General features: G+C 32.9%; 18 protein-coding genes. 11 read left to right on the top strand and 7 right to left on the bottom strand.

Annotated features, from left to right (window positions below; genetic code table 11):
- The first annotated feature begins 4 nt into the window (after positions 1-4).
- Together ABI657_RS08405 and ABI657_RS08400 are read left to right on the top strand one after the other, a co-directional pair.
- Positions 5-850: a glycosyltransferase family A protein gene (locus tag ABI657_RS08405; protein WP_348096802.1), complete on the top strand. Its 846-nt coding sequence runs from the start codon at positions 5-7 to the stop codon at positions 848-850.
- On the top strand, positions 843-1,247 hold the full coding sequence (locus ABI657_RS08400; RefSeq protein WP_348096801.1) for an FdtA/QdtA family cupin domain-containing protein: 405 nt from the start codon (positions 843-845) through the stop codon (positions 1,245-1,247). Before ABI657_RS08405 ends, ABI657_RS08400 begins: the two co-directional genes overlap by 8 nt.
- Here the strand turns inward: ABI657_RS08400 and ABI657_RS08395 are convergent.
- A complete protein-coding gene (locus tag ABI657_RS08395) occupies positions 1,233-2,159 on the bottom strand; it encodes a glycosyltransferase family 2 protein (protein ID WP_348096800.1) in 927 nt (308 codons plus the stop codon). The genes ABI657_RS08400 and ABI657_RS08395 overlap by 15 nt on opposite strands.
- 5 nt (positions 2,160-2,164) lie before the next feature.
- Positions 2,165-3,043, bottom strand: a complete 879-nt coding sequence (locus ABI657_RS08390; RefSeq protein WP_348096799.1) for a glycosyltransferase — start codon at positions 3,041-3,043, stop codon at positions 2,165-2,167.
- 103 nt (positions 3,044-3,146) lie between these two features.
- On the opposite strand from ABI657_RS08390, the gene ABI657_RS08385 reads away from it, so the two are divergent.
- Entirely contained in the window at positions 3,147-3,983 is an 837-nt protein-coding gene (locus ABI657_RS08385) for a class I SAM-dependent methyltransferase (RefSeq protein WP_348096798.1), read from the top strand.
- A gap of 3 nt (positions 3,984-3,986) precedes the next feature.
- On the opposite strand, the gene ABI657_RS08380 is transcribed toward ABI657_RS08385, so the two are convergent.
- Positions 3,987-4,670 (bottom strand): ATP-binding cassette domain-containing protein, encoded by a 684-nt coding sequence (locus ABI657_RS08380; protein ID WP_348096797.1) that lies wholly within the window; start codon positions 4,668-4,670, stop codon positions 3,987-3,989.
- 422 nt (positions 4,671-5,092) lie between these two features.
- On the opposite strand from ABI657_RS08380, the gene ABI657_RS08375 reads away from it, so the two are divergent.
- The 3 genes from ABI657_RS08375 (at position 5,093) to ABI657_RS08365 (ending at position 10,939) form a co-directional block, all read left to right on the top strand.
- Positions 5,093-8,107, top strand: a complete 3,015-nt coding sequence (locus ABI657_RS08375) for a tetratricopeptide repeat protein (RefSeq protein ID WP_348096796.1) — start codon at positions 5,093-5,095, stop codon at positions 8,105-8,107.
- A gap of 85 nt (positions 8,108-8,192) precedes the next feature.
- On the top strand, positions 8,193-9,056 hold the full coding sequence (locus ABI657_RS08370) for a PhzF family phenazine biosynthesis protein (protein WP_348096795.1): 864 nt from the start codon (positions 8,193-8,195) through the stop codon (positions 9,054-9,056).
- Between the two features lie 128 nt (positions 9,057-9,184).
- Positions 9,185-10,939 (top strand): TonB-dependent receptor, encoded by a 1,755-nt coding sequence (locus ABI657_RS08365; protein ID WP_348096794.1) that lies wholly within the window; start codon positions 9,185-9,187, stop codon positions 10,937-10,939.
- A gap of 64 nt (positions 10,940-11,003) precedes the next feature.
- Here ABI657_RS08365 and ABI657_RS08360 read toward each other — a convergent pair whose 3' ends face one another.
- Positions 11,004-11,549 carry a DUF2911 domain-containing protein gene (locus ABI657_RS08360; RefSeq protein WP_348096793.1) on the bottom strand — a complete coding sequence of 182 codons (546 nt, stop codon included), beginning with the start codon at positions 11,547-11,549 and terminating at the stop codon, positions 11,004-11,006.
- Positions 11,550-11,694: 145 nt separating this feature from the next.
- Here ABI657_RS08360 and ABI657_RS08355 point away from each other — a divergent pair, with 145 nt between their 5' ends.
- From ABI657_RS08355 to secDF, 5 genes are all read left to right on the top strand, one after another.
- Positions 11,695-12,144, top strand: coding sequence for a hypothetical protein (locus tag ABI657_RS08355; protein WP_348096792.1), 450 nt, complete (start codon positions 11,695-11,697; stop codon positions 12,142-12,144).
- Between the two features lie 212 nt (positions 12,145-12,356).
- Entirely contained in the window at positions 12,357-14,033 is a 1,677-nt protein-coding gene (asnB, locus tag ABI657_RS08350; protein WP_348096791.1) for an asparagine synthase B, read from the top strand.
- Between the two features lie 297 nt (positions 14,034-14,330).
- Positions 14,331-16,271: a DNA topoisomerase (ATP-hydrolyzing) subunit B gene (gene gyrB / locus ABI657_RS08345; protein ID WP_348096790.1), complete on the top strand. Its 1,941-nt coding sequence runs from the start codon at positions 14,331-14,333 to the stop codon at positions 16,269-16,271.
- Positions 16,272-16,336: 65 nt separating this feature from the next.
- Positions 16,337-17,272 carry a malate dehydrogenase gene (mdh, locus tag ABI657_RS08340; RefSeq protein WP_348096789.1) on the top strand — a complete coding sequence of 312 codons (936 nt, stop codon included), beginning with the start codon at positions 16,337-16,339 and terminating at the stop codon, positions 17,270-17,272.
- 225 nt (positions 17,273-17,497) lie between these two features.
- Positions 17,498-20,470 (top strand): protein translocase subunit SecDF, encoded by a 2,973-nt coding sequence (gene secDF, locus ABI657_RS08335; protein WP_348096788.1) that lies wholly within the window; start codon positions 17,498-17,500, stop codon positions 20,468-20,470.
- A 391-nt stretch (positions 20,471-20,861) separates the two neighbouring features.
- Here secDF and lgt read toward each other — a convergent pair whose 3' ends face one another.
- The 3 genes from lgt to ABI657_RS08320 form a co-directional block, all read right to left on the bottom strand.
- Positions 20,862-21,791, bottom strand: coding sequence for a prolipoprotein diacylglyceryl transferase (lgt, locus tag ABI657_RS08330; protein ID WP_348096787.1), 930 nt, complete (start codon positions 21,789-21,791; stop codon positions 20,862-20,864).
- Positions 21,792-21,843: 52 nt separating this feature from the next.
- A complete protein-coding gene (gene yidD / locus ABI657_RS08325; RefSeq protein ID WP_348096786.1) occupies positions 21,844-22,083 on the bottom strand; it encodes a membrane protein insertion efficiency factor YidD in 240 nt (79 codons plus the stop codon).
- A gap of 18 nt (positions 22,084-22,101) precedes the next feature.
- Positions 22,102-23,043: DALR domain-containing protein (locus ABI657_RS08320; RefSeq protein WP_348096785.1), on the bottom strand; the 942-nt coding region annotated here is incomplete at its 5' end.

Genomic DNA, 23,043 nt, shown 5'->3' with positions numbered 1-23,043 from the left:
AAACGTGAATAATTCATTTGCAGAACATGATTTAGAAATTGTAATTGCTACCATGAACCAGAAGAGGTTGGATTTTCTCATTCCAATGTTTCCCTTCAGTCATTTTTCTGATTTTTCTATTTTGGTAATTAACCAAACACAGGAAAATAAAATTTTAGCATCTGATTACCCATCTGTTCGGGTTATTAATTCGTTTGAAAAAGGGCTTTCAAGAAGCAGGAATTCAGGTATACAAAGTGCTATTGGTAAAATTATATTGATTGCAGATGATGATGTAGTTTTTATTGAAAATTTTCAAAAAATAATAATAAAAGCATACAATGAAAATCAAAATGCAACTGTGATATGTTTTCAAACCATCACCCAAAAAGGAGATTCATACAGCAATTATCTAAAGAAGAAAAAGAAATTAAATAATAGAAAAATCAGAAAAGTACTGTCTATTGAGGTAACAGGTAAAGTTGAAGATTTAAGAAAAAATAATTGTTTTTTTAATGAGTTTTTCGGTTTAGGGAGTACATTTCAGGATTCAGAAACGTTTTTTTTTCTAAGAAGTATTAGGTATAAAAGGTTGAAAGTATTGTTTCAACCCTCAGTGATAGTGAAACATGAATCTTTTTCATCCAGTGATGATGCCTGTTCCGATCGTGTCATTTACGCAAGAATGGCTGGTTTTTACAAGACGTATGGAATTGTTGCTTACTTGTTGCTGCTTAAATACATGTTTTTTTTAACCAGAAAATATAATTTGTCTGTATTTGAAATAAAAAGAAAGTTTGGGGTTGGTTTATCAGGTATATACGATTATAAATTAATTTTAAATAAAAAATTAGATTCAAGATATGAATAAAGCACCTTTTTTTGAAGTCATAAAGCTTCCAAAAATAGAAGACCCAAGAGGAAATCTTTCAGTTATAGAAAATGATATTATTCCCTTTGAAATTAAAAGGGTTTATTATTTATATGATGTTCCGAGTGGTGCTGAACGAGGCGGACATGCGCATAAAGAACAATTGGAATTTCTTATTGCTTTAAGTGGCAGCTTTGATGTTGTACTAAATAACGGAAAAGATATAACCAGGATTACTTTAAACAGGCCTAATGTTGGACTCTTAATTCCAGTTGATGTTTGGAGAGAACTTCATAATTTTTCTTCCGGTTCAGTCTGTCTGGTCCTGGCTTCTGCAACTTTTGATGAAGATGATTATATTAGGGATTTTGATAAATTTATGTTATTTAAAAACTGAATTCCCTAACCCTAAATTCGCTAAAACTGTCTTAAAGACAATCAGGGGGCTAAGCAAAAAAGAAGGTAGCCTGAGTAATAATCTTTTTTTTAGAGATAATTTATGTAAGTCAATCTCTTCGTAAAGTTTCTTAAAACTTTCTTTATCATTAATTAATTTAGACTTTATTGCTAATGAAAAACGATTCAGATCAAGAAATTTTTTTAAATCAGGGTTTGTTTTTTCGAGTAATTGGTATTTACAGAAATTTATAGAATCAATTGTGATTTTATGCTTTTTGGAAAGACTATATGGATCATATACATATCGGGCGAGTATTTTCCAGGAAAAGTGAATTGGATAAATTAATCCAATTCTAATCCATAAATCAGTATCTTCACCGCTCTTTAACTCTGTATTAAATTGACCAGTTTGTTCAAATACGGTTTTATGAAAAACTGCAGAGGAAGAGCAAAGTACGGTTCTTTTTATACTGGCCGTAAAATAGTTTACAACATCAGAATTCCGTGTTTTTTTGATAGAATAATTTGCAGGGATTACACTTTTTGAAGTTTCAATTTCGATTGCCGCCGAAAAAACTTTTAGATTAGGATAGGAATTAATATTCTTAAACATTTCGCCTAAAAACTCTGGATACCAATAGTCATCGGCGTCTATAAAAGTAATATAATCAGACTTCGCTTTTTCAATGCCATAATTTCTAGCCGCAGAAACACCTTCATTTTTTTTTTGATAAAAGTGAACTCTTAAATCGTCAAATTGGAGAACCTTTTCTCTGCTCAAATCAGTTGAGCCATCATTAACAATTATTACTTCAAAATCTGTGAAATTTTGATTGAGAACACTTTTTAGGGTATTTTCAATAAAATTTTCTTTGTTATATAGAGGTATAATTATCGAAAAGTATGACATAAGAATTATTTTAATGTGCAGATGTATCCCAATCGGTAAATGTCAAAACAGAATAAGTTAGGTTTTTTACTTAAAATCCTTCTTTTTAAATAAGGTTCAAAAATTTTAAAAAACAATATTGCTGTTGGCAACAAGTGATATTGTTTGATTGTTTTATATTTTTTTATCAAAGGGCTTATTTTTTTAATTTCGGGACAATTAATCAGGAATTGTTTCCTGCTTTCAACTGCTTTTAGGCTTTTTTCGAAGAATATTTGGTTTGTTTCCAATCCTAAGTGGTAAATAGGATTTTCAATATGAAGAACTTCAATTTTTTTTATATAAAGCTGATATGAAAAATAGATATCCATACCATAATATTTTGCCTCCTCTGTAAAACTTGTTTCTATAAATTTTTTTTTTAAAATCAATAAATTACCTGAAAAAATGTATTTATATGGATTTGAATTTCTTTCTAATGCAGATTTCTCTTCCCGGTTTTTTCCATATTTATACCGAAAATTTTGTTCAAATTCAGGCAGGGTATTTTGATAGCAATATCCTCCAATAATGACTTTGGGTTTTGAATTTATATGCGTAATGTAATTTTTTATAAAATTTGAGGACACAGGAATTACGTCAGCATCTAAAAATAAAAGCCAATCATAAGTGGCGTTATTGGTTAACTTGTTTCTGGTAGATGTGCGTCCTAAATTTTTAGTATTAATTAAATATTGACAATTTGAAAAGCTGTTAATTTTTTGGTTTTCAGTTGAATAATGTGTAGAAGCGTCGTCCAGGCATACTATCTCAAATTCTATTTCACAAGCCATGCACTGCTTGTGTAATTCAACAACAAGCTGAAAAATATTATAATTATAAACAGGAATAAGTATAGAAAGCATCAAAAACCGTTTTTTTAAATATATTTGTAAAGAAAATGTTTTTTATTAAAACATCCCATAAAGATAGCGTCAAATTTGATTCTGAATTTCTGAAAAAAATAAAATGAATTTAAGAAATATTTATTATTCCCTTTCACCAAAATCTAGATTTCTGGTTAGAAAATTATATTATTATCCAGTAGATATACTTGATAAAATTCAGGGACGTAAACATAAATATGTTCCCAATAAAGGAGATATTTTTATAGGTTCAGGAGACTTTATTGCACAAGGAAAACATCATCTGGAGCTTTTAAAAAAATATGCAGGGCTGAAAGAAAATCATACAGTACTGGATATTGGGTGCGGGATAGGAAGGGCTGCGGTTTCTTTGACTCAATATTTATCGAAAGAAGGAAAATATGAGGGGTTTGATGTAGTTGAAAAAGGAATTTTATGGTGTGAAAAACATATTTCTGCAGACTTTCCCAATTTTAATTTTCAATACATTCCTTTAAATAATGATTTGTATCATTTTACTGAAGATAAAGCTGAAAATTTTATTTTTCCATATGAAGATAATTCTTTTGATACTATCTTTTTGTTTTCGGTTTTTACACACATGCAGCCTTTAGAAGTCCAAAATTATTTAAATGAGATTTACAGGGTTTTAAAACCAAACGGAAAATGTCTGGCTACTTATTTTCTATATAATAATGAAATTGAAAATAAGATTTCTAATAAAGAGAATAAGATTAATTTTCCTTATACTAGAGAAAATTATCGATTAATGAATGAAAAAGTGCCTTCTGCCAATATTGCTTTTAAGGAAACCTATTTGGACGAAATGATTGAAAGGAGTCATTTAAAATTAGAAAATAAAATATACGGAAGATGGTCAAAAAGAACTTGTGAAGGCTTATTTGATTTTCAGGATATTTTAGTATTTAAAAAAGAATAAAAATTACACACTTCGCTGCACAACCTCAAAAATTCTTTCATCCTCACACTTTAATGTTTTAGACGGAAATTTCATCAACAAGGCATAATCATGCGTAGCCATAATTACGGTTTTTCCGTTCGCATTAATTTTCTTCAAAACCTCCAATACCTCAGAACTAGTTTGAGGATCAAGATTTCCTGTTGGCTCATCGGCTAAGATGAATTCAGGATCATTAAGCAAAGCTCTGGCAATGGCAACACGCTGCTGTTCACCTCCGGAAAGCTGATGTGGCATTTTGTTCATAAAATCCTTCATGCCTACTTTGTCTAAAACTTCATCAATCTGATGCTGCATCGCATCTTTTTCTACCCAGCCGGTTGCTCTCAGGACAAATAGCATATTGTCTTTAACAGATCGGTCCGGAAGCAATTTAAAATCCTGAAATACAATCCCGATTTTACGTCTTAAAAACGGAATTTCGTTTTCTTTTAAAGCAGCAAGATCAAATTCAACTATATGGCCTTCGCCTTCAGTCAAAGGTAAATCGCCGTACAATGTTTTCATGAAACTACTTTTTCCGGATCCTGTTTTTCCAATAATATAGATGAATTCCCCGTGTTGTACTTGTAAATTAATTTGAGATAAAATTTTTCTTCCTTCCTGATATATAGTGACATCTTTAAGAGATAGTACGGTTTGTGACATAATAAAATTGATTTGATTTGTAAAAGTAATAAGTTAACGGTTGGATTCAAAATAAATTTCAATCATTTCTTATAAAATCAGCAGAAATTCACTTGTTATATCTGGGCATTACCCGCGAAAATGCGCGTCAGGCTGTCCACTCTATCTTTTCATCCGCAAAAAAGCGAATAAAAAGGATGCCATTTCCATCCTTAATGCAGTCTTCGGTAACAATTAGATTTCCCTTTTTTATGAAATTATGAAATCAAACTAAATATACAAAACAAGACAGTTTTAATCTATGAGAAGTGTGATAACCAATATTTTGAGGTTTCATAAGCCGTAAAATAACAAGTGTTTAATTTTTTTTTCATAATAAATACCGGAATACATTCGTTATAGACCGTATAAATTGATAAATTTGAATATTAAATAAAATTAAAATGCATAAAATTTCCTGGTTATTTTTATTACAATTTTTCCTTTTATCGACCATGGTTTTGGCACAGAAATCGGCTATTTACACATACGATTTAAAGGATTTTGACAAAGCACTGGCTTTGTACAATGACAAGCAATACACATCTGCACAACATATTTTTGAAATTGTAAAAAATGAAAACGTCAGTGAAGAAGTAAAATCAGATTGTGCCTATTATATCGCCAATTCTGCCATTAGGACCAATCAGCCAAATGCTGATGCCTTAATGGAAAAATTTGTTGAAGATTACCCAACAAGCACCAAACAAAATCAGGCCTATAAGGAAGTAGCTCATTATTTCTTCGAACAGGGAAATTATCCTAAAGCTTTGCAATGGTTCGACAAGGTAGATGAAGGTTATATGAGCAAATCTGATTTGGATAAATTCAACTTCCAAAAGGGGTACAGTTATTTTAATGCAAAAAATAAAAAAGAAGCAACAACCTATTTTAATAAAGTGGTCAACTCACCTGAGTTTGGCTCGCAAGCGAAGTATTATTTAGGTTTTATGGCTTACGAAGGCGATGATTACAAAGAAGCAACCAAGTATTTTGATGAAGTTTCAGGCGAAGAAAAATACAAGGAAAAGCTTTCATATTACCAGGCTGATATGAATTTTAAACTTGGAAATTTTCAAAAAGCAATCGATTTGGGCCAAACTGCTATACCAAAATCAAATGCCCTTGAGAAATCGGAACTGAATAAAATTATAGGGGAAAGTTATTTCAACTTAAAACAATATGGTAAAGCGATTCCGTTTTTAGAACAATATGCCGGAAAAAAAGGAAAATGGACCAATACCGATTTTTACCAATTAGGCTACGCTTATTATGAGCAAAAAGAATATGAAAAAGCAATTTCTCAGTTCAATAAGATTATTGAAGGAAAAGACTTTGTTGCTCAAAATGCGTATTATCATTTAGGTTTAGCGTATTTAAATACAGGAAAAAAACAAGAGGCCTTAAACGCTTTTAAAAACGCTTCTGAAATGGATTTTAATGTTCAGATTCAGGAAGATGCAGCCTTAAATTATGCTAAGCTGAGTTATGAAATAGGGAATCAATACCAAACAGTTCCCGGAATTTTACTTGATTTCCTAAAAAAATATCCAAATAATTCAAGCCGGGCTGAGGTTGAAAAATTATTGGTAGACTCTTATATCTCCTCTAAAAACTACAAGGAAGCTTTAGTCTTGTTAGAGAAAAACAGGGCCCCGGAAAATAAATTAGCCTATCAAAAAGTACTTTTTTACAGAGGAGTAGAATTATATAACGAATCTAATTATGCTGAAGCATTAAAAATGTTTAACAGTGCGGTAAAAGAACAAAAAAATCCGGAAGTTACAGCTCGTGCAACCTTCTGGAAAGCAGAATCTGAATATGTAAAGGATGATTTTCAAAACGCATTGTTAAGCTATAAACAATTTGCTGGTCTGGCTGCAGCCAAAACTACTGAAGAATATAAAAACATCAATTATAATATTGGATATGCCTATTTTAAATTGAAAGAATACGACCAGGCTGCTAATTCATTTCAGGCACAAATTGACACTGCAAAAGAAGATAAGGTGCGTTTGAATGATTCTTACTTGCGATTAGGGGATTGCCGATTTGTAACTTCAAAATATACGCAGGCAATGGAAGCTTATGGTAAAGCGATCAATGCAAAAGGTGTAGATGCTGATTATGCACAGTTTCAAAAAGCGATTTCGTACGGATTTATGTCAAGAAACGATAAAAAAACTGAAGAACTGAACAACTTCCTTCAGATGTACAAAAAATCAGAATATCGTGATGATGTTTTGTTCGAATTGGCCAATACTTATGTTGCAGATAAAAAGAATGATCAGGCAATTAAAACTTACGATCAGTTAATTTCAGAATATAAAAATGGTTCGTTTACTTCGAAATCAATTTTAAGACAGGGTTTGATTTATTATAACTCAGATCGCGACGATCAGGCATTGACGAAATTCAAAAAAGTAGCAGCTGAATTCCCAAGATCACCGGAAGCTTTAGAAGCAGTTTCTACTGCCAGACTGATTTATGTAGATTCAGGAAAAGTAGATGAATATGCAAGTTGGGTACGTACTTTAGATTTTGTGGCCGTTACCGATGCCGATTTGGATAATGATACTTACGAAGGCGCTTTCAAGCAATACAGTCAGAACAACAGCAAATTGGCAATTACTGGTTTTACAGGTTATGTGAGTAAATTTCAATCAGGATTACATTCATTAGAAGCTAATTTTTACCTGGCACAATTGCTTTATGCAGAAGGCTCAGAAACGAAATCAGTTGCAAATTATCAATATGTAATTGAACAGCCAAGAAATGAATTTACGGAGCAGGCTTTAAACAGATTAGCTCAGATTTTCCTAAAAGCCAAAGATTGTGAAAAAGCAATTCCGGTTTTGGTACGTTTAGAAAACGAAGCCGATTTCCCTCAGAATAAAACTTTTGCACAGTCTAATTTGATGAAATGTTATTATGATAAAAAAGATTATAACAATTCGGTAATTTATGCTGATAAAGTTTTGGAGAACCCAAAAGTGGATGCAAATGTAAAAAGTGATGCCCAGATTATTATAGCCCGTGCAGCAATGCAGACAGGTGAAGAAGATAAAGCAAAAACGGCGTATGCTAAATTATCGACAACATCAAAAGGAGAATTAGCAGCTGAAGCCTTGTATTATGATGCTTATTTTAAAACCAAAGAAGGCAAATTTGAAGCTTCGAATGTATCTGTTCAAAAATTAGCCAAAAACTACTCTGCTTACAAATATTACGGAGCGAAGAGTTTGGTTTTAATGGCAAAGAACTTCTACGGATTAAAAGACAGCTATCAGGCAACTTATATTTTAGATAACGTAATAAACAATTTTACGGATTATCCGGATGTAGTAGAAGAAGCTAAAACAGAATTAAGCGCTATTAAATTAGAAGAGTCTAAAACTAATTCATCAATTACTAAATAAGAATAAAGAGTGAAGATGAAAGAAGAAAGATTTACATTCAATCTTTTCTCTTTGTTCTTTTCTCTATTCTCTCAAAAATAAATAAATGAGCTTACCTTTTTATATAGTTGATGTTTTTACAGATAAAAAATATGCCGGCAATCAGTTGGCGGTTTTTTTAGAGGCAGGAAGTTTAAGTTTAAATGAAATGCAAAAAATTGCCCGAGAAATTAATTTTGCTGAAAGCACCTTTATTACCAAATTGGATAAGGAAAATAATAAGGCAGAAATTAAAATATTTACACCCTCTCAGGAAATGCAGTTTGCGGGCCATCCGATAATTGGAACATCATGGGTTCTGATCCATAAAATATTTGATAATTCGCCTGAAAATATAAAGCTAAATGTTCCAATTGGTCCAATTTTAATCCATCAATCTGAGGATTTGATCTGGTTAAAAGCGGCACAGCCAAAATTTTGGGATATTTTTTCAAAAGAAGATCTTACATTTTTTAGTAATCTGAAAGTAAGTGATTTTGAAAATCAGTTTCCAATTCAGGAAGTTTCAACGGGAAGTGCCTTTGTAATGGTAGGATTGAGTAGCAAAAGAGCATTAGAAAGTCTGATTTTAGATAAAGATAAAACTGATGAATGGCTGAAAAGAAATTGTAAAACAACTCACAGGGGCTTATATTTTTATTATTTAGAAGGTTCAAAATTGTTTAGCAGAATGTTGTGTATTGAACATAATCAGTTAGTCGAAGATGCGGCAACAGGAAGCGCAAGCACATGTCTGCAGGCTTTTCTCTTAAAGTACCATAAACCAGAATTTGAGTTAATTAATTATCAGGGTGATTATATAGGCCGTCCTTCTCAAATTCATTTTAAAGGAAAATTAACTGAAAATGATTTTGATATTAAAATAGGTGGAAAAGCTCAGTTTATCGCTAAAGGTGAGTGGGAGGCTTAGCTCTAGAAAATAGAATAAAGAAAAGAGTCAAGATATTAGAATAAAATAAAAAATATAGAGAAAATTTAAAATTGTAAAGCGATCTTCTTCTTTACTCTTTCTTCTTTTATCTCTCTAAAAAATAAAATATGAAAATTAATTTCCAGAATACAACTATCATTTTGATTTTGCTGTTTGTTTTTCAGTTGTCTTTTTCACAAAAGAAAGGTGAAACTATTGGTACAGAAACGGTGAATGTTGTTAAACCCTATTCCCCTACAATTTCAGATGCATTTAAGGTAAAAGAAAATCCTTCGCTTGATGATACAGGTAATCAGCCAAAAGAAACTATAAAATACAGTATTTTGTCAGTTCCCGTTGCTTCGACTTTTACACCTTCAAAAGGTAAGGCAGAATGCGTTGATAAATCAAAACAGGAGCGTTTGTTCAGTAATTATGCAACTGTTGGCGTTGGAAATTATGGTACTCTGAATGCCGAATTATTTGTAACTCATGATTTAGGGAATAATGATTTTGTATCCGGAATGTTTCGCCATCATTCTTCTCAGGGAGGAATTAAGGATGTAGAACTAAATGATGAATTTTATGATACGGCATTAAATGTGGGTTACGGAGCAAACTACAGGGATATGTCATGGAATGTTGATTTAGGTTATCAGAATCAAATTTACAATTGGTATGGTTTGCCTATGGAATTTGGTTCGGCATTGGTCCCGCAGGACAGGTTTAATTTAATAAATGGAATTAATTCCGGACATACTTATAATACAATTACTTTAGGCGGAAACTTAGATTTTACCGAAAGTGTTTTTAGTAAAGTTGACACTAAGTTTACTCATTTTTCAGATAATTTTTCTTCTTCAGAAAATCGTTTCTACATAAAACCAACTTTTAAAGTTGATGTGATGGAGCGATCTATAAATACCAATATTATTGTAGATCATGTAAGCGGTACTTTTGAGAATAATTATTTCAAGGACAATACAGAAGCTTTGAAATACAGTTTTACTAATTTTGGAATTGAGCCAAGTTTTGTAGTAAATGAAAACGACTGGACACTGGAATTAGGAGCCGGTCTATTTTATAGTTTGGATTCTGAAAACAGCAGCAATAAATTGTTTTTGTATCCAAAAGTAAATGCTTCCTATAAATTAGTTGGCGATTTGATGATTTTTTACACGGGCGTTAATGGAGGCTTAGAACAAAATTCATACGCCGATTTTGTTACCCAAAATCCATTTTTATCACCAACACTGGCAATCGCTCCAACTAATAACCAATATACTGTTTTTGCCGGTTTAAAAGGAAAATTGGCTAATAATATAAGTTATAACCTGACAGGTTCTTACCTGAATGAAAAAAACAAAGCATTGTTTAAAAGCAATGATTACACACAAGAGGCAGTAAATGAAGATTATGCTTTTGGAAATTCTTTCAATGTTGTTTATCAAGATGTTAGAACATTTCGTTTTTATGGGGAATTGAAAGCTGATTTTTCTGAAAACGTTTCTTTTGGAATTAATGGTACTTTCAATAGCTATAAAAATGATGGAAATTTAGAAGCCTGGAATTTGCCATCAATGAAATTGAGCTCTAATCTGGATGTAAATATCACAAAGAAATTGTATGCTGGTATCAATGTTTTTTATGTAGGCGAACGTAAGGATATGCAGTCTAATCTTGATTTGGCAGGTGGTCCGGTTATTACAACATTAAAAAGTTACTTTGATGCCAATGCACATGCAGGATATAAATTCAGTGATCGTCTGACTTTTTTCTTAAAATTAAATAATATAGGAAATCAGGCTTACGAAAAATGGCTGAATTATCCGGTTCAGGGATTCCAGGTATTAGGAGGGGCAAATTACAAATTTGATTTTTAAGACTAAATATTTATAAAAAAATAGCTTCCAATCCGGAAGCTATTTTTTTTAGCAGTATAATCTTTTATTCTGTAAAAGGAATAGCTACTCTTGCTTTATCCCAACCTAAGTTTAAAACAACACCTTTGTCAGCTTTTGTAAAAACCATTGAAAAAGCCTCTAATGATTCCGCTGCCTGAGTCATCGGAACTTTTAATCTTGCGATATCATTTTCTTCTTTGTAAGAATAAGATCCCCAAACATTTAAATCTTTACTGATAATTAGGGTAAAAGAATCATTTTCCGGAAGCGCATATAAAGTATAGGTTCCGGCTTTAATCTTTTTGTCACCTAATTTCATGTCCTTGTAGAAAGTGATCTCAGTAGCTTCATTAGCACCCAGTCTCCATACTTTTCCATCAGGAACAAGTGTTTTTACATCACGGCCATTAAGTTGAGGTCTGCTGTAGGTAACTTTTACAATTTTCGAAGCATCTTTATAATCAGTAGGATACGATGCTACATCCATTGGACTTTTATCAAGGCCCGGGAATTTTTGAGCATTCACATTTGAGGATAAAAGCATTGTAATACCAAATGCAATTGCGGTAATAATTGTTGATTTTTTCATAACGAGAGTTAAATTAATAAGTGTTAAAATTATAGATTGTTTATCTAAAAATAAAAAACATCGTGTTAATTTTTTATGACTTTGAAATATTAATCTATTTTTACACATTTCATACTAACTTAGAATTTTTGAACCTTATATAAAAATGACTTTCAAGCAAAAAATCCATTCTCATTATTTACAAATGGTTCACGATCGCATAGATGTTTTCAGGGATATGATTTCGGCTTTGACAGAAGATTCTAAAAACGATGCAAAAGGTTCAGCCGGTGACAAACACGAAACAGCTTTGTCGATGATGCACATCGAACAGGAAAAACTAACCAATAAACTTAAAGAAGCAATAGGTCAGAAAGCAATTTTAGATAAAATAGATGCTTCTAAAACAACTGAAAATATTATATCAGGAAGTTTGGTAAAGGCAAACGGGATTCATTTGTATCTGAGCGTTGCACTTCCTAAAATTGCAATTGACGGTGTAAATATTATTGCGCTTTCTCCACAATCTCCATTGGGAACTCACTTAATAGGTAATAAAGTGGGTTTTGAATTTGAAATCAACAAAACGTATTATACGATTGAAAGTATCGAATAAAGGTATTTCAATTTCTCATTGCCCTATTTAAGATTGAAATTAAAATTTTCAAGTACAAAGCTTTTTTAGGTACGTAAATTTTACATTTTATATGTAAATGTAAATTATTAGTTATAAATTAAAACCAAAATAGGTATTTGTGTTTTTCAATCATAACCATTACTGCATCTTTGCCTTATCAAAATAAAATTTACAAATAAAAATATATAATTATGTGTGGAATCGTATGTGCCTTTGACCTAAAACAAAAAGCCGAAACACTAAGACCTCAGGTATTAGAAATGTCTAAAATCATTCGTCACCGCGGACCGGACTGGAGTGGTATTTACAGTAATGAAAAAGCAATTCTTTCTCATGAGCGTTTGGCAATTGTTGATCCTGCTTCAGGAAAGCAACCCTTATTTACTGAAGACAAAAAATTGGTTTTGGCTGCAAATGGTGAAATCTACAACCACAGGGAATTGCGTAAACAATTTGAAGGAAAATATAACTTTCAGACTGAAAGTGACTGTGAAGTTATTTTAGCACTTTACAAAGAAAAAGGACCTCATTTTGTTGATGAAATGAACGGAATCTTCGGATTTGCAATTTATGATGTTGAGAAAGATGAGTACTTTATAGCTCGTGACCATATGGGAATTATTCCATTATACATTGGATGGGATCAGGACGGAACTTTCTATGTGGCTTCAGAATTGAAAGCATTGGAAGGATACTGTACGAAAATCCAATTGTTTCCTCCGGGACATTATATGACCAGTAAAGACGGTGAATTTGTACAATGGTACAAAAGAGACTGGGAAGAATTTGATGCAGTAAAAGATAACGAAACTAGTATTCCGGAAATCAAAAAAGCATTAGAAGCAGCAGTACACAGACAATTGATGAGTGATGTTCCTTACGGAGTATTGCTTTCAGGAGGTTTAGATTCGTCTATTACTTCGGCTGTAGCCAAAAAATATGCGCAAAAACGTATTGAGTCAGATGATACTACAGATGCCTGGTATCCACAATTGCACTCATTCTCAGTAGGATTAGAAGGTTCTCCTGATTTGGCAGCGGCTCAAATTGTAGCAAAACATATCGGAACTATTCATCACGAAATTAAATTCACCATTCAGGAAGGTTTAGATGCTGTTAAAGATGTGATTTACAACTTAGAAACGTATGATGTAACTACAGTTCGTGCTTCAACTCCGATGTGGTTAATGGCAAGGGTTATTAAATCAATGGGAATTAAAATGGTGCTTTCGGGTGAAGGTGCAGATGAGTTGTTTGGAGGTTATTTATATTTCCATAAAGCACCAAATGCAAGAGAATTTCACGAAGAAAACGTTCGTAAATTAGGTAAATTACATATGTACGATTGTTTACGTGCCAACAAAAGTTTAGCAGCGTGGGGAATTGAAGGTCGTGTTCCGTTTTTAGATAAAGAATTTATGGATGTTGCGATGCGTATCAACCCACAGGATAAAATGATCAACAAAGAACACCCAATGGAAAAATGGGTTGTTCGTAAAGCTTTTGAAGATATGCTTCCTGAAAGTGTTGCATGGAGACAAAAAGAACAATTTTCTGATGGAGTAGGATATAGCTGGATTGATACTTTGAAAGAAGTAGTTGGAGAAGCAGTTTCGGATGAACAATTGGCAAATGCCAAATATAAATTTCCATTACAGACTCCAACTTCTAAAGAAGAATATTACTATCGTTCAATTTTTGCTGAACATTTTCCAAGTGACGCAGCTGCATTATGTGTTCCTCAGGAAGCGAGTGTGGCTTGTAGTACAAAAATTGCTTTGGAATGGGATGAAGCTTTCAAAAATATGAACGATCCTTCAGGTAGGGCAGTTGCGAGCGTGCATGATGATGCCTATGTGAAAGCATAATGTGTTGATTTCATAATATAAATTTTGTAAGTTATTTTTAGTTCAAAATTTTAGAATTGAATTATATTTAAAATCCGAAGCAGTAATATAAATACATGCTTCGGATTTTTTTGTTGAATTATATTTTGAATTGAATTGATTTTTTAAACGATATAAGTTTTTCCTTTTTTTTTATTGACTTTTTTTGATAATATGTTAATAACTTAGGTGGTTTAAATCGCAATTTAATGGATATATAAATTGCGTTTTTATATATTTGCGTGTTAGACAATAATTACATTTTTTAGAATAAATTATATGAGCGAAGAAATCAAGAAGAACAATTATTCAGCAGATAGTATTCAGGCATTAGAGGGGATGGAACACGTAAGAATGCGTCCATCAATGTATATAGGAGATGTAGGGGTTAGAGGTCTGCATCATTTGGTTTATGAGGTTGTTGATAACTCTATTGATGAGGCAATGGGAGGGCATTGTGATACTATTGGTGTTGCAATTAATGAAGACGGATCTGTTACTGTAGAAGATAATGGACGTGGTATTCCTGTTGATTTGCATAAAAAAGAAGGCGTTTCGGCGCTTGAAGTAGTAATGACTAAAATTGGTGCCGGAGGTAAATTTGATAAGGATTCCTATAAGGTTTCAGGAGGTTTGCACGGTGTAGGGGTTTCGGTTGTAAATGCACTGTCGGTACACATGAGATCAACTGTCTTTAGAGATGGTAAAATATACGAACAGGAATACGAAAGAGGTAAATCTTTATATCCTGTTAAGCAAATTGGTGAAACTGATAAAAGAGGAACGCGTCAGACTTTTTATCCTGATAATACTATTTTTACACAGACAACAGAGTTTTCTTATGATACTTTGTCTGCACGTATGCGTGAGCTTTCTTATTTGAATAAGGGAATTACAATCACTTTTACAGACAAGAGAGATGTTGATGAAAAAGGAGAATTTAGAACTGAAATCTTTCATTCTGATGAGGGTTTAAAAGAATATATCCGCTATTTGGATGGAAATCGTGAGCCAATCATTTCCCATGTAATTTCTATGGACCATGAAAAAGGGGAAATTCCGGTTGAGGTGGCTTTAATCTATAATACCAGTTATACCGAGAATATTTTTTCTTACGTAAATAATATTAATACACACGAAGGAGGAACACATTTACAAGGATTTAGAACTGGTTTGACCAGATCCCTTAAAAAATATGCTGACGCTTCAGGAATGTTGGATAAATTAAAGTTCGATATTTCCGGAGATGATTTCCGTGAAGGATTAACTGCTATTATTTCGGTAAAAGTAGCAGAACCTCAGTTTGAAGGTCAGACAAAAACAAAACTTGGAAACAGAGAAGTCGTTTCGCCGGTTAGTCAGGCTGTAAGTGAAATGATTGAGAATTATCTGGAAGAAAATCCAAATGATGCCCGTATTATTGTTCAAAAAGTAATTTTGGCTGCTCAGGCTCGTCATGCTGCTAAAAAAGCACGTGAAATGGTACAGCGTAAAACCGTAATGGGCGGAGGCGGATTACCAGGAAAACTATCGGATTGTTCTGAACAGGATCCTGCACGCTGTGAAGTGTATCTTGTCGAGGGAGATTCGGCTGGTGGAACCGCAAAACAAGGTCGTGACAGGGCATTTCAGGCTATTTTGCCATTACGTGGTAAGATTTTGAATGTAGAAAAAGCGATGCACCATAAAGTTTTCGAAAACGAAGAGATCCGTAATATTTTTACAGCGCTTGGTGTAACAATTGGAACAGAAGAAGATAGTAAGGCGTTAAATTTGACTAAATTGCGTTACCATAAAGTAATTATTATGTGTGATGCCGATGTTGATGGTAGTCATATTTCTACTTTAATATTAACATTCTTCTTCCGTTTTATGAAAGAACTGATTGAAGAAGGTCACGTATACATTGCAGCTCCTCCATTATATTTGGTTAAAAAAGGAAATAAAAAGGAATATGCGTGGAATGATGTTCAGCGTGATCAGGCTAATGAAAAAATGGGTGGAAGTGCTGCTATTCAACGTTATAAAGGTCTTGGGGAGATGAATGCGGAACAATTATGGGAAACCACAATGGATCCTAATTTCAGAACCCTACGTCAGGTTAATATTGATAGTCTGGCTGAAGCTGACAGGGTGTTCTCAATGTTAATGGGAGATGAGGTTCCACCACGTAGAGAGTTTATCGAGAAAAATGCGGTTTACGCCAATATTGATGCATAAGAAAATTTAATAAATTTTCGATTATTAAATAAACGAATTAACTAATAACCAATAAAGTATAAAATATGAAAGTTACCATTGTAGGAGCAGGAAATGTTGGAGCCACTTGTGCGGATGTTATTTCTTATAGAGGAATCGCAAGCGAAGTTGTATTGTTGGATATTAAAGAAGGTTTTGCTGAAGGTAAAGCGTTGGATATTATGCAATGTTCCACCAATACAGGTTTTAATACCAAAGTATCTGGTGTAACCAATGATTATTCTAAAACTGCCGGAAGCGATGTAGTTGTTATTACATCAGGAATTCCAAGAAAACCAGGAATGACTCGTGAAGAATTAATAGGTATTAATGCAGGAATTGTAAAAACAGTTGCTGAAAATGTATTAAAACATTCTCCGGACACTATAATTGTTGTCGTTTCTAATCCGATGGACACCATGACTTATTTAGCTTTAAAGTCAACCGGAGTGCCAAAAAACAGAATTATTGGTATGGGTGGTGCTTTGGATAGTTCGCGTTTCAGAACGTATCTTTCATTGGCTTTAGATAAACCTGCAAACGATATTTCAGCAATGGTTATTGGTGGTCACGGTGATACAACTATGATTCCATTAACACGGTTGGCATCTTATAATGGAATTCCGGTTACAGCGTTTCTTTCAGAAGAAGTGTTGCAGAAAGTTGCTGCCGACACTATGGTTGGGGGAGCTACACTTACCGGGCTTTTAGGTACATCTGCATGGTATGCTCCCGGAGCTTCTGTTGCTTATTTAGTAGATAGTATTTTAAATGATCAAAAGAAAATGATTGCATGTTCTGTTTTTGTCGAAGGCGAATATGGACAAAAAGATATATGTATTGGTGTTCCATGTATTATTGGAAAGAATGGTGTAGAAGAAATTCTGGATATACAATTAAATGATCAAGAAAAGGTTTTATTTGCTAAAAGTGCAGATGCAGTTAGAAGTATGAATGAGGCCTTAAAATCGATTTTAGTATAAGATTTACGTTAAAATTAGAAAAGACTGCACTTTTGCAGTCTTTTTTTTGAGATTAATTAATAAATAAATTGGTTAATCTTTTCGTAAATTATATATTTGCTCGGTTTAAAAAAAATGTTGTAATTCGTGATCTGGTTTTTTAGTTTTCAAAACTCATGTCAGGGCTTATTCTATGTGACTTTAAAACAAAAACAAACAATAAAACATAATTAATTTTTAGTAATAATGCAGAATAAAGGACTTATTAAATTTTTCGCAATTCTATTTGCATTGGTAAGTATTTACCAACTTTCTTTCACTTTTGTGGCCAACAATGTCAAAAGTGAGGCAAAAGCTTTCGCAGGGGATAACTCTGAAAAAGAATTAAAATATTTGGATTCTATAGGGAAGGAAAGTGTTTTAAATCTTGGGCTTACAAACTTTACTTATAATGAAGTAAAGAACAAGCAAATCAATAAAGGTCTTGACCTAGAAGGAGGAATCAATGTTATTCTTCAAATTTCTATTAAAGATGTGTTGAAAGGATTGTCAAATAATTCTAAAAATCCGGTTTTCAATAAGTCTTTAGCCGATGCAACTGCAAATTTAGAAGGAAACAAAACCTATTTAAATAAATTTTTTGAAGCTTTTGAGGCTAATGCAAACGGAACTACAAAATTGGCATCTCCTGATATCTTTGCAAACAGAAGTTTACAGGGTGAAGGTGGTATTGATTTTCAAATGACAGATGCTCAGGCACAAAAAGTTATCAAAAGAAAAGTGGATGAGTCTGTAGAAAGCGCTTATAAAGTATTAAGAGAGCGTATTGATAAATTTGGTGTAACACAGCCAAATATTCAAAAATTAGGCGAATCAGGAAGAATCCTGGTAGAACTTCCGGGTGCTAAAGATGTTGACAGAATCAAAAAATTATTAGGTGGTAAAGCTCAATTAGAATTTTGGGAAACATATAAGGTTGAAGAAATTGGAAACTTTTTAGTTGCCACTAATGAAGCTTTAAAGAAAACTGAAATTAAAAAAACCGAAACTAAGACAGTTGAAAAAGATTCATTGAATGCCTTATTAACAGATACAAAAGATTCTGTTGACACTAAAAAAGGAAACAATCCATTATTCGATAAAATGCTTAGCCAGGGTGGAGGTTCGGTTTTAGGATATTTCGCGCCAAAAGATACTGCTGTTATTAACGGATATTTAAAAAGACCGGATATCAAAATTTTGTTAGCTGCAGATCAGCATTATGCAAAATTTGTATGGAGTAAGCCTACTACAATAAAAGACGAAAAGAAAAAAGATATTGAAGCTGTAGAATTATATGCTTTAAAAGGTAACAGAGATAATGCAGCTGCTATGAATGGTGGTGTTGTTACTGATGCCAAAGATACTTTTGACCAATTAGGAAAACCAGCTGTTTCTATGCAAATGAACAGTCAGGGAGCTAAAATTTGGGAAGAATTGACAGGAAGAGCTTATGCTCAAAAAAGTTATATTGCTATTGTTCTTGATAATATAGTTTATTCTGCACCAGGTGTAACAAGCGGACCTATTGCAGGTGGAAGATCGGAAATTACCGGAGCTTTCGATGTATCTGAAACAAAAGATTTAGCCAACGTTTTAAATGCAGGTAAGTTACCAGCTTCTGCAGATATTATACAATCTACTGTAGTTGGTCCGTCTTTGGGTCAGGCAGCCATTGATGCAGGAACAATTTCGGCTGTATTAGGATTTTTATTAGTTTGTTTATGGATGGTATTCTATTATGGTAAAGCAGGTTGGTATGCTAATCTTGCCTTATTATTAAATTTGCTTTTCTTGTTTGGAATTATGGCAAGTTTTGGTTTTGTATTAACATTGCCGGGTATCGCAGGAATTGTATTAACATTAGGTACAGCTGTAGATGCTAATATTATTATTTTTGAAAGAGCAAAAGAAGAATTACGAGAAGGAAAGTCATTATCAGAAGCAGTTATTGCTTCTTACGGATGGCATGGAGCAATGCGTTCTATTATTGATGCCAACGTAACACATATTTTAACTGGTGCTATCTTATTTATTTTTGGAACCGGACCAATTAAAGGATTTGCCTTAACTCTACTTATAGGTATTGCCACATCCTTATTTACATCAATTTTTATTGCCAGAATTTTTATAGATAAAAATATTGCCGGAAAAGGAGATTTAACTTTCTCTACAAATATTACTAAAAACTGGTTTACTAATTTCCACTTTGACTTTATTAAAATTAAAAAATTTACTTATATTTTCTCTTCAATTATTGTAATTGGAAGTTTAATATCGATCTTTTTTGTTAATGGATTAGACGAAGGTGTTGATTTTGTTGGAGGCCGAACGTTTCAGGTTAAATTTGAAAAACCTGTAGATGCAACTGTAGTTTCTGATGAATTGTCAGCTGCTTTTGGTACACCGGTTGAAGCTAAAATTTTAGGAGATGATGATCAACTGAAGATTACTACCAAATATAAAATTAAAGAAGAAGGTGTGGCTGTTGATGAAGAAGTAAATCAAAAATTATATAAGGCATTAGCAAAATATTTCAATAATGTTACTTATGAGAAGTTTACTAATACTTTTGATGGTAAAACAGTTGGTGTATTGCAATCTTCAAAAGTAGGAGCTTCTATTTCTGAAGACATTAAAACGAATTCATATTGGGCTGTTCTTGGTGCAATGGGTGCTATTTTCTTATACTTAATGATTTCTTTCCGTAAATGGCAGTATTCATTAGGTGCGATTGCAGCTGTAGCGCATGATGTTATCTTTGTATTAGGTATTTATTCTTTATGTTATAAATTCATGCCTTTCCATATGGAAATGGATCAGCACTTTATTGCTGCTATTCTTACAGTTATTGGTTATTCTATGAACGATACTGTAATTGTATTTGACAGAATTAGAGAGTTTATCATTGGAAACCGTAAAGGTAGTTTTGAAGATATTGTAAATGCATCTATTAATACTACATTATCAAGAACATTGAATACGTCGTTAATGATGATTATTGTTTTATTGACGATGTTTATCTTTGGTGGAGAATCCATTAGAGGATTTATCTTTGCAATGTTAATAGGTATTGTAGTAGGTACATATTCCTCATTATTTATTGCAACACCAGTATTGGTTGATTCAATTTCTAGTGCGGAGAAAAGCAATATTGAAGAGAAACATAAGCAGGCATAATAAATTTGTCCGTTTTAAAAATAAAAAAAGATCCAGTTTTTCTGGATCTTTTTTTTTGCGTTTATAGAGTAAATATCTTTTCTGAATTTATGGATAATTTAAAAAGGATTAATTTATTAATGTCATAATATAAAACGTGCTGAATAATAATATCATCTCATTACAGACTTATTTAATCAAGGATTTTTATTCTTGTGACAAATAGATCTCTAATATAGCCCCAATGGTAGCGATATCCTTTTGCAGGCTTCTTTAGCCTGTAAAAGATATAGTGTACAGCGGGACTAAACGCTTATTAAAGGATTATTTTCTGCTCTTCTAAAAATAATAAAGCGCATAAAAAATGCCCAATATTTAAATATTGGGCATCGTTTTTAATGTAATAAAAGTTTTATGAGGTTGCTAAAGGATTTCGTTGTGCTCTTATTATGAAGAAAAGACCAATAATTATAAAAGGAATACTTAGCCATTGTCCAGTTGAAAAGTATCCTAATTCGCTTTCAAAACCTCCCTGGCTCTCTTTTACAAACTCTACGATGAAACGTACTAAAAATAAAAGCACCAGAAATAAACCGAATAAATAACCTGATTTAAGTCTGGCATTTGTTTTCCAGTATAAGAAAAACAATATGGCAAATACGAAAATATAGCAAAATGCTTCGTACAATTGTGTTGGGTGCTTAGCCGGAACCTGTGCTAATAAATTTGCAAATTTAGGATCTGTAGCAATAGCGGTATAAGCCTCTTTTGGATTTGCGATTTGGGTAGCATTTACTGCTTCTCCTTTGCTAAATTGATCATGCAAAAAGCGAATTCCGAATGAGGAGGTAGTTTTATTACCGATAATTTCCGAATTGAAAAAATTTCCTAAACGAACAAATATGGCTCCACTTGCCACCGGAATAACAACGCGGTCTAAAATCCATAATATAGGGCGTTTTAATATTTTTTTGCTGTAATAGTACATCGCAATAATGATAGCAATAGCAGCACCATGACTTGCTAATCCTTGAAAGCCAGTAAATTGAAATGGAGATAACTTAAAAGGCAAAATGATTTCCAGTAAATGATTCCTGAAATATTCCCAATCATAAAAAAAGACATGTCCTAAACGGGCACCTGCTAAAGTTGCCAAAACAGTCCAGATAAATAAGGAATCTAATTTTTCAATTGTTTCGTTTTCACGTTCAAAAATCTTTTTCATTAAGAACCAGCCTAAACCAAAGGCGATTACGAACATTAAACTGTAATAGCGAATCATGAAAAATCCTAAATCGATTCCTTCTGAAGGGTTCCAAATGATGTTTAAAGCCTGTGTCATATAATTGTTTTTATTGTAAAAAATAAATATTTAAAGAGAGCAAAACTATAATTTAATGTTTATGCGAACATTTCTTTTCTGGAACAGGATCGTATCCCGTTTTTCCCCAGGGATGGCAACTCAAAATTCTTTTTATGCCTAAATAGCCACCGTAAAACAATCCATGTGTTTGCAAAGCTTCAATCATATAGCCTGAACACGTTGGTTCAAATCGGCACGAAGAGGGCGTGAATGGCGAAATGGCATTCTGATAAAAGCGTACTAATATAATAAATGGAGTGGTAGCTTTCATGATTATAGAAATTGTATTTTATATTGAAAAGCTGGTTCCTTCTTTCCCATCTTTTAGCTGAATTCCTAAAGCAATCAACTGATCGCGTATTTGGTCAGAAAGAGCAAAGTTTTTATCAGCTCTGGCCTGATTTCTCATTCCGATAAGCATGTTAACTACACCTTCTAATTTATCATTATTACTGTCGGTCGCCTTTTCGTCACTTAGACCTAAAACATCAAACACAAAAGCATTAACAGCGGTTGTAAATGTTTTTAGATCTTCTGCTGAAATAGTTTCTTTTCCTTCTTTCAATAAATTAACATAACGAACTGCTTCAAATAATTGCGCAATTAAAATAGGTGTGTTAAAATCATCATTCATAGCATCATAGCACAATTGCTTCCAGGATGCGATATCGATTGAACTTTTTGTACTAACAGAAATACTAGGCAAAGTATCAACTGCTTCCATCAATCTTTTATATCCTTTTTCTGCAGCAACTATAGCATCGTCAGAAAAATCAAGAATACTTCTGTAATGCGCCTGTAACATAAAAAAACGGGTTACAGATGCAGAAAAAGCTTTGCTTAGTATATTGTTGTCTCCGCTTAAAATCTCTCCGGGTAATATGTTATTTCCAGTAGATTTTGCCATTTTCTTTCCGTTTAAAGTCAGCATATTTGCATGCATCCAGTAATTTACAGGAGTTTGCCCTGTACAAGCTTGATTTTGGGCAATTTCACATTCGTGATGCGGGAATTTTAAATCCATTCCGCCTCCGTGAATATCAAAATGATTACCCAGATATTTTGTGCTCATTGCAGTACATTCAAGATGCCAACCCGGAAAACCATCACTCCAGGGCGAAGGCCATCTCATGATATGTTCTGGTTCTGCTTTTTTCCAAAGTGCAAAATCCTGCGGATTTCTTTTGTCAGACTGGCCATCAAGATCACGTGTATTGGCTAACATATCTTC

The organism is Flavobacterium sp. (assembly GCF_039930565.1).
Lineage (GTDB): Bacteria > Bacteroidota > Bacteroidia > Flavobacteriales > Flavobacteriaceae > Flavobacterium.
Note: the sequence above shows the minus strand (reverse complement) of the source record. Positions and strands in the feature narration are given on the sequence as shown.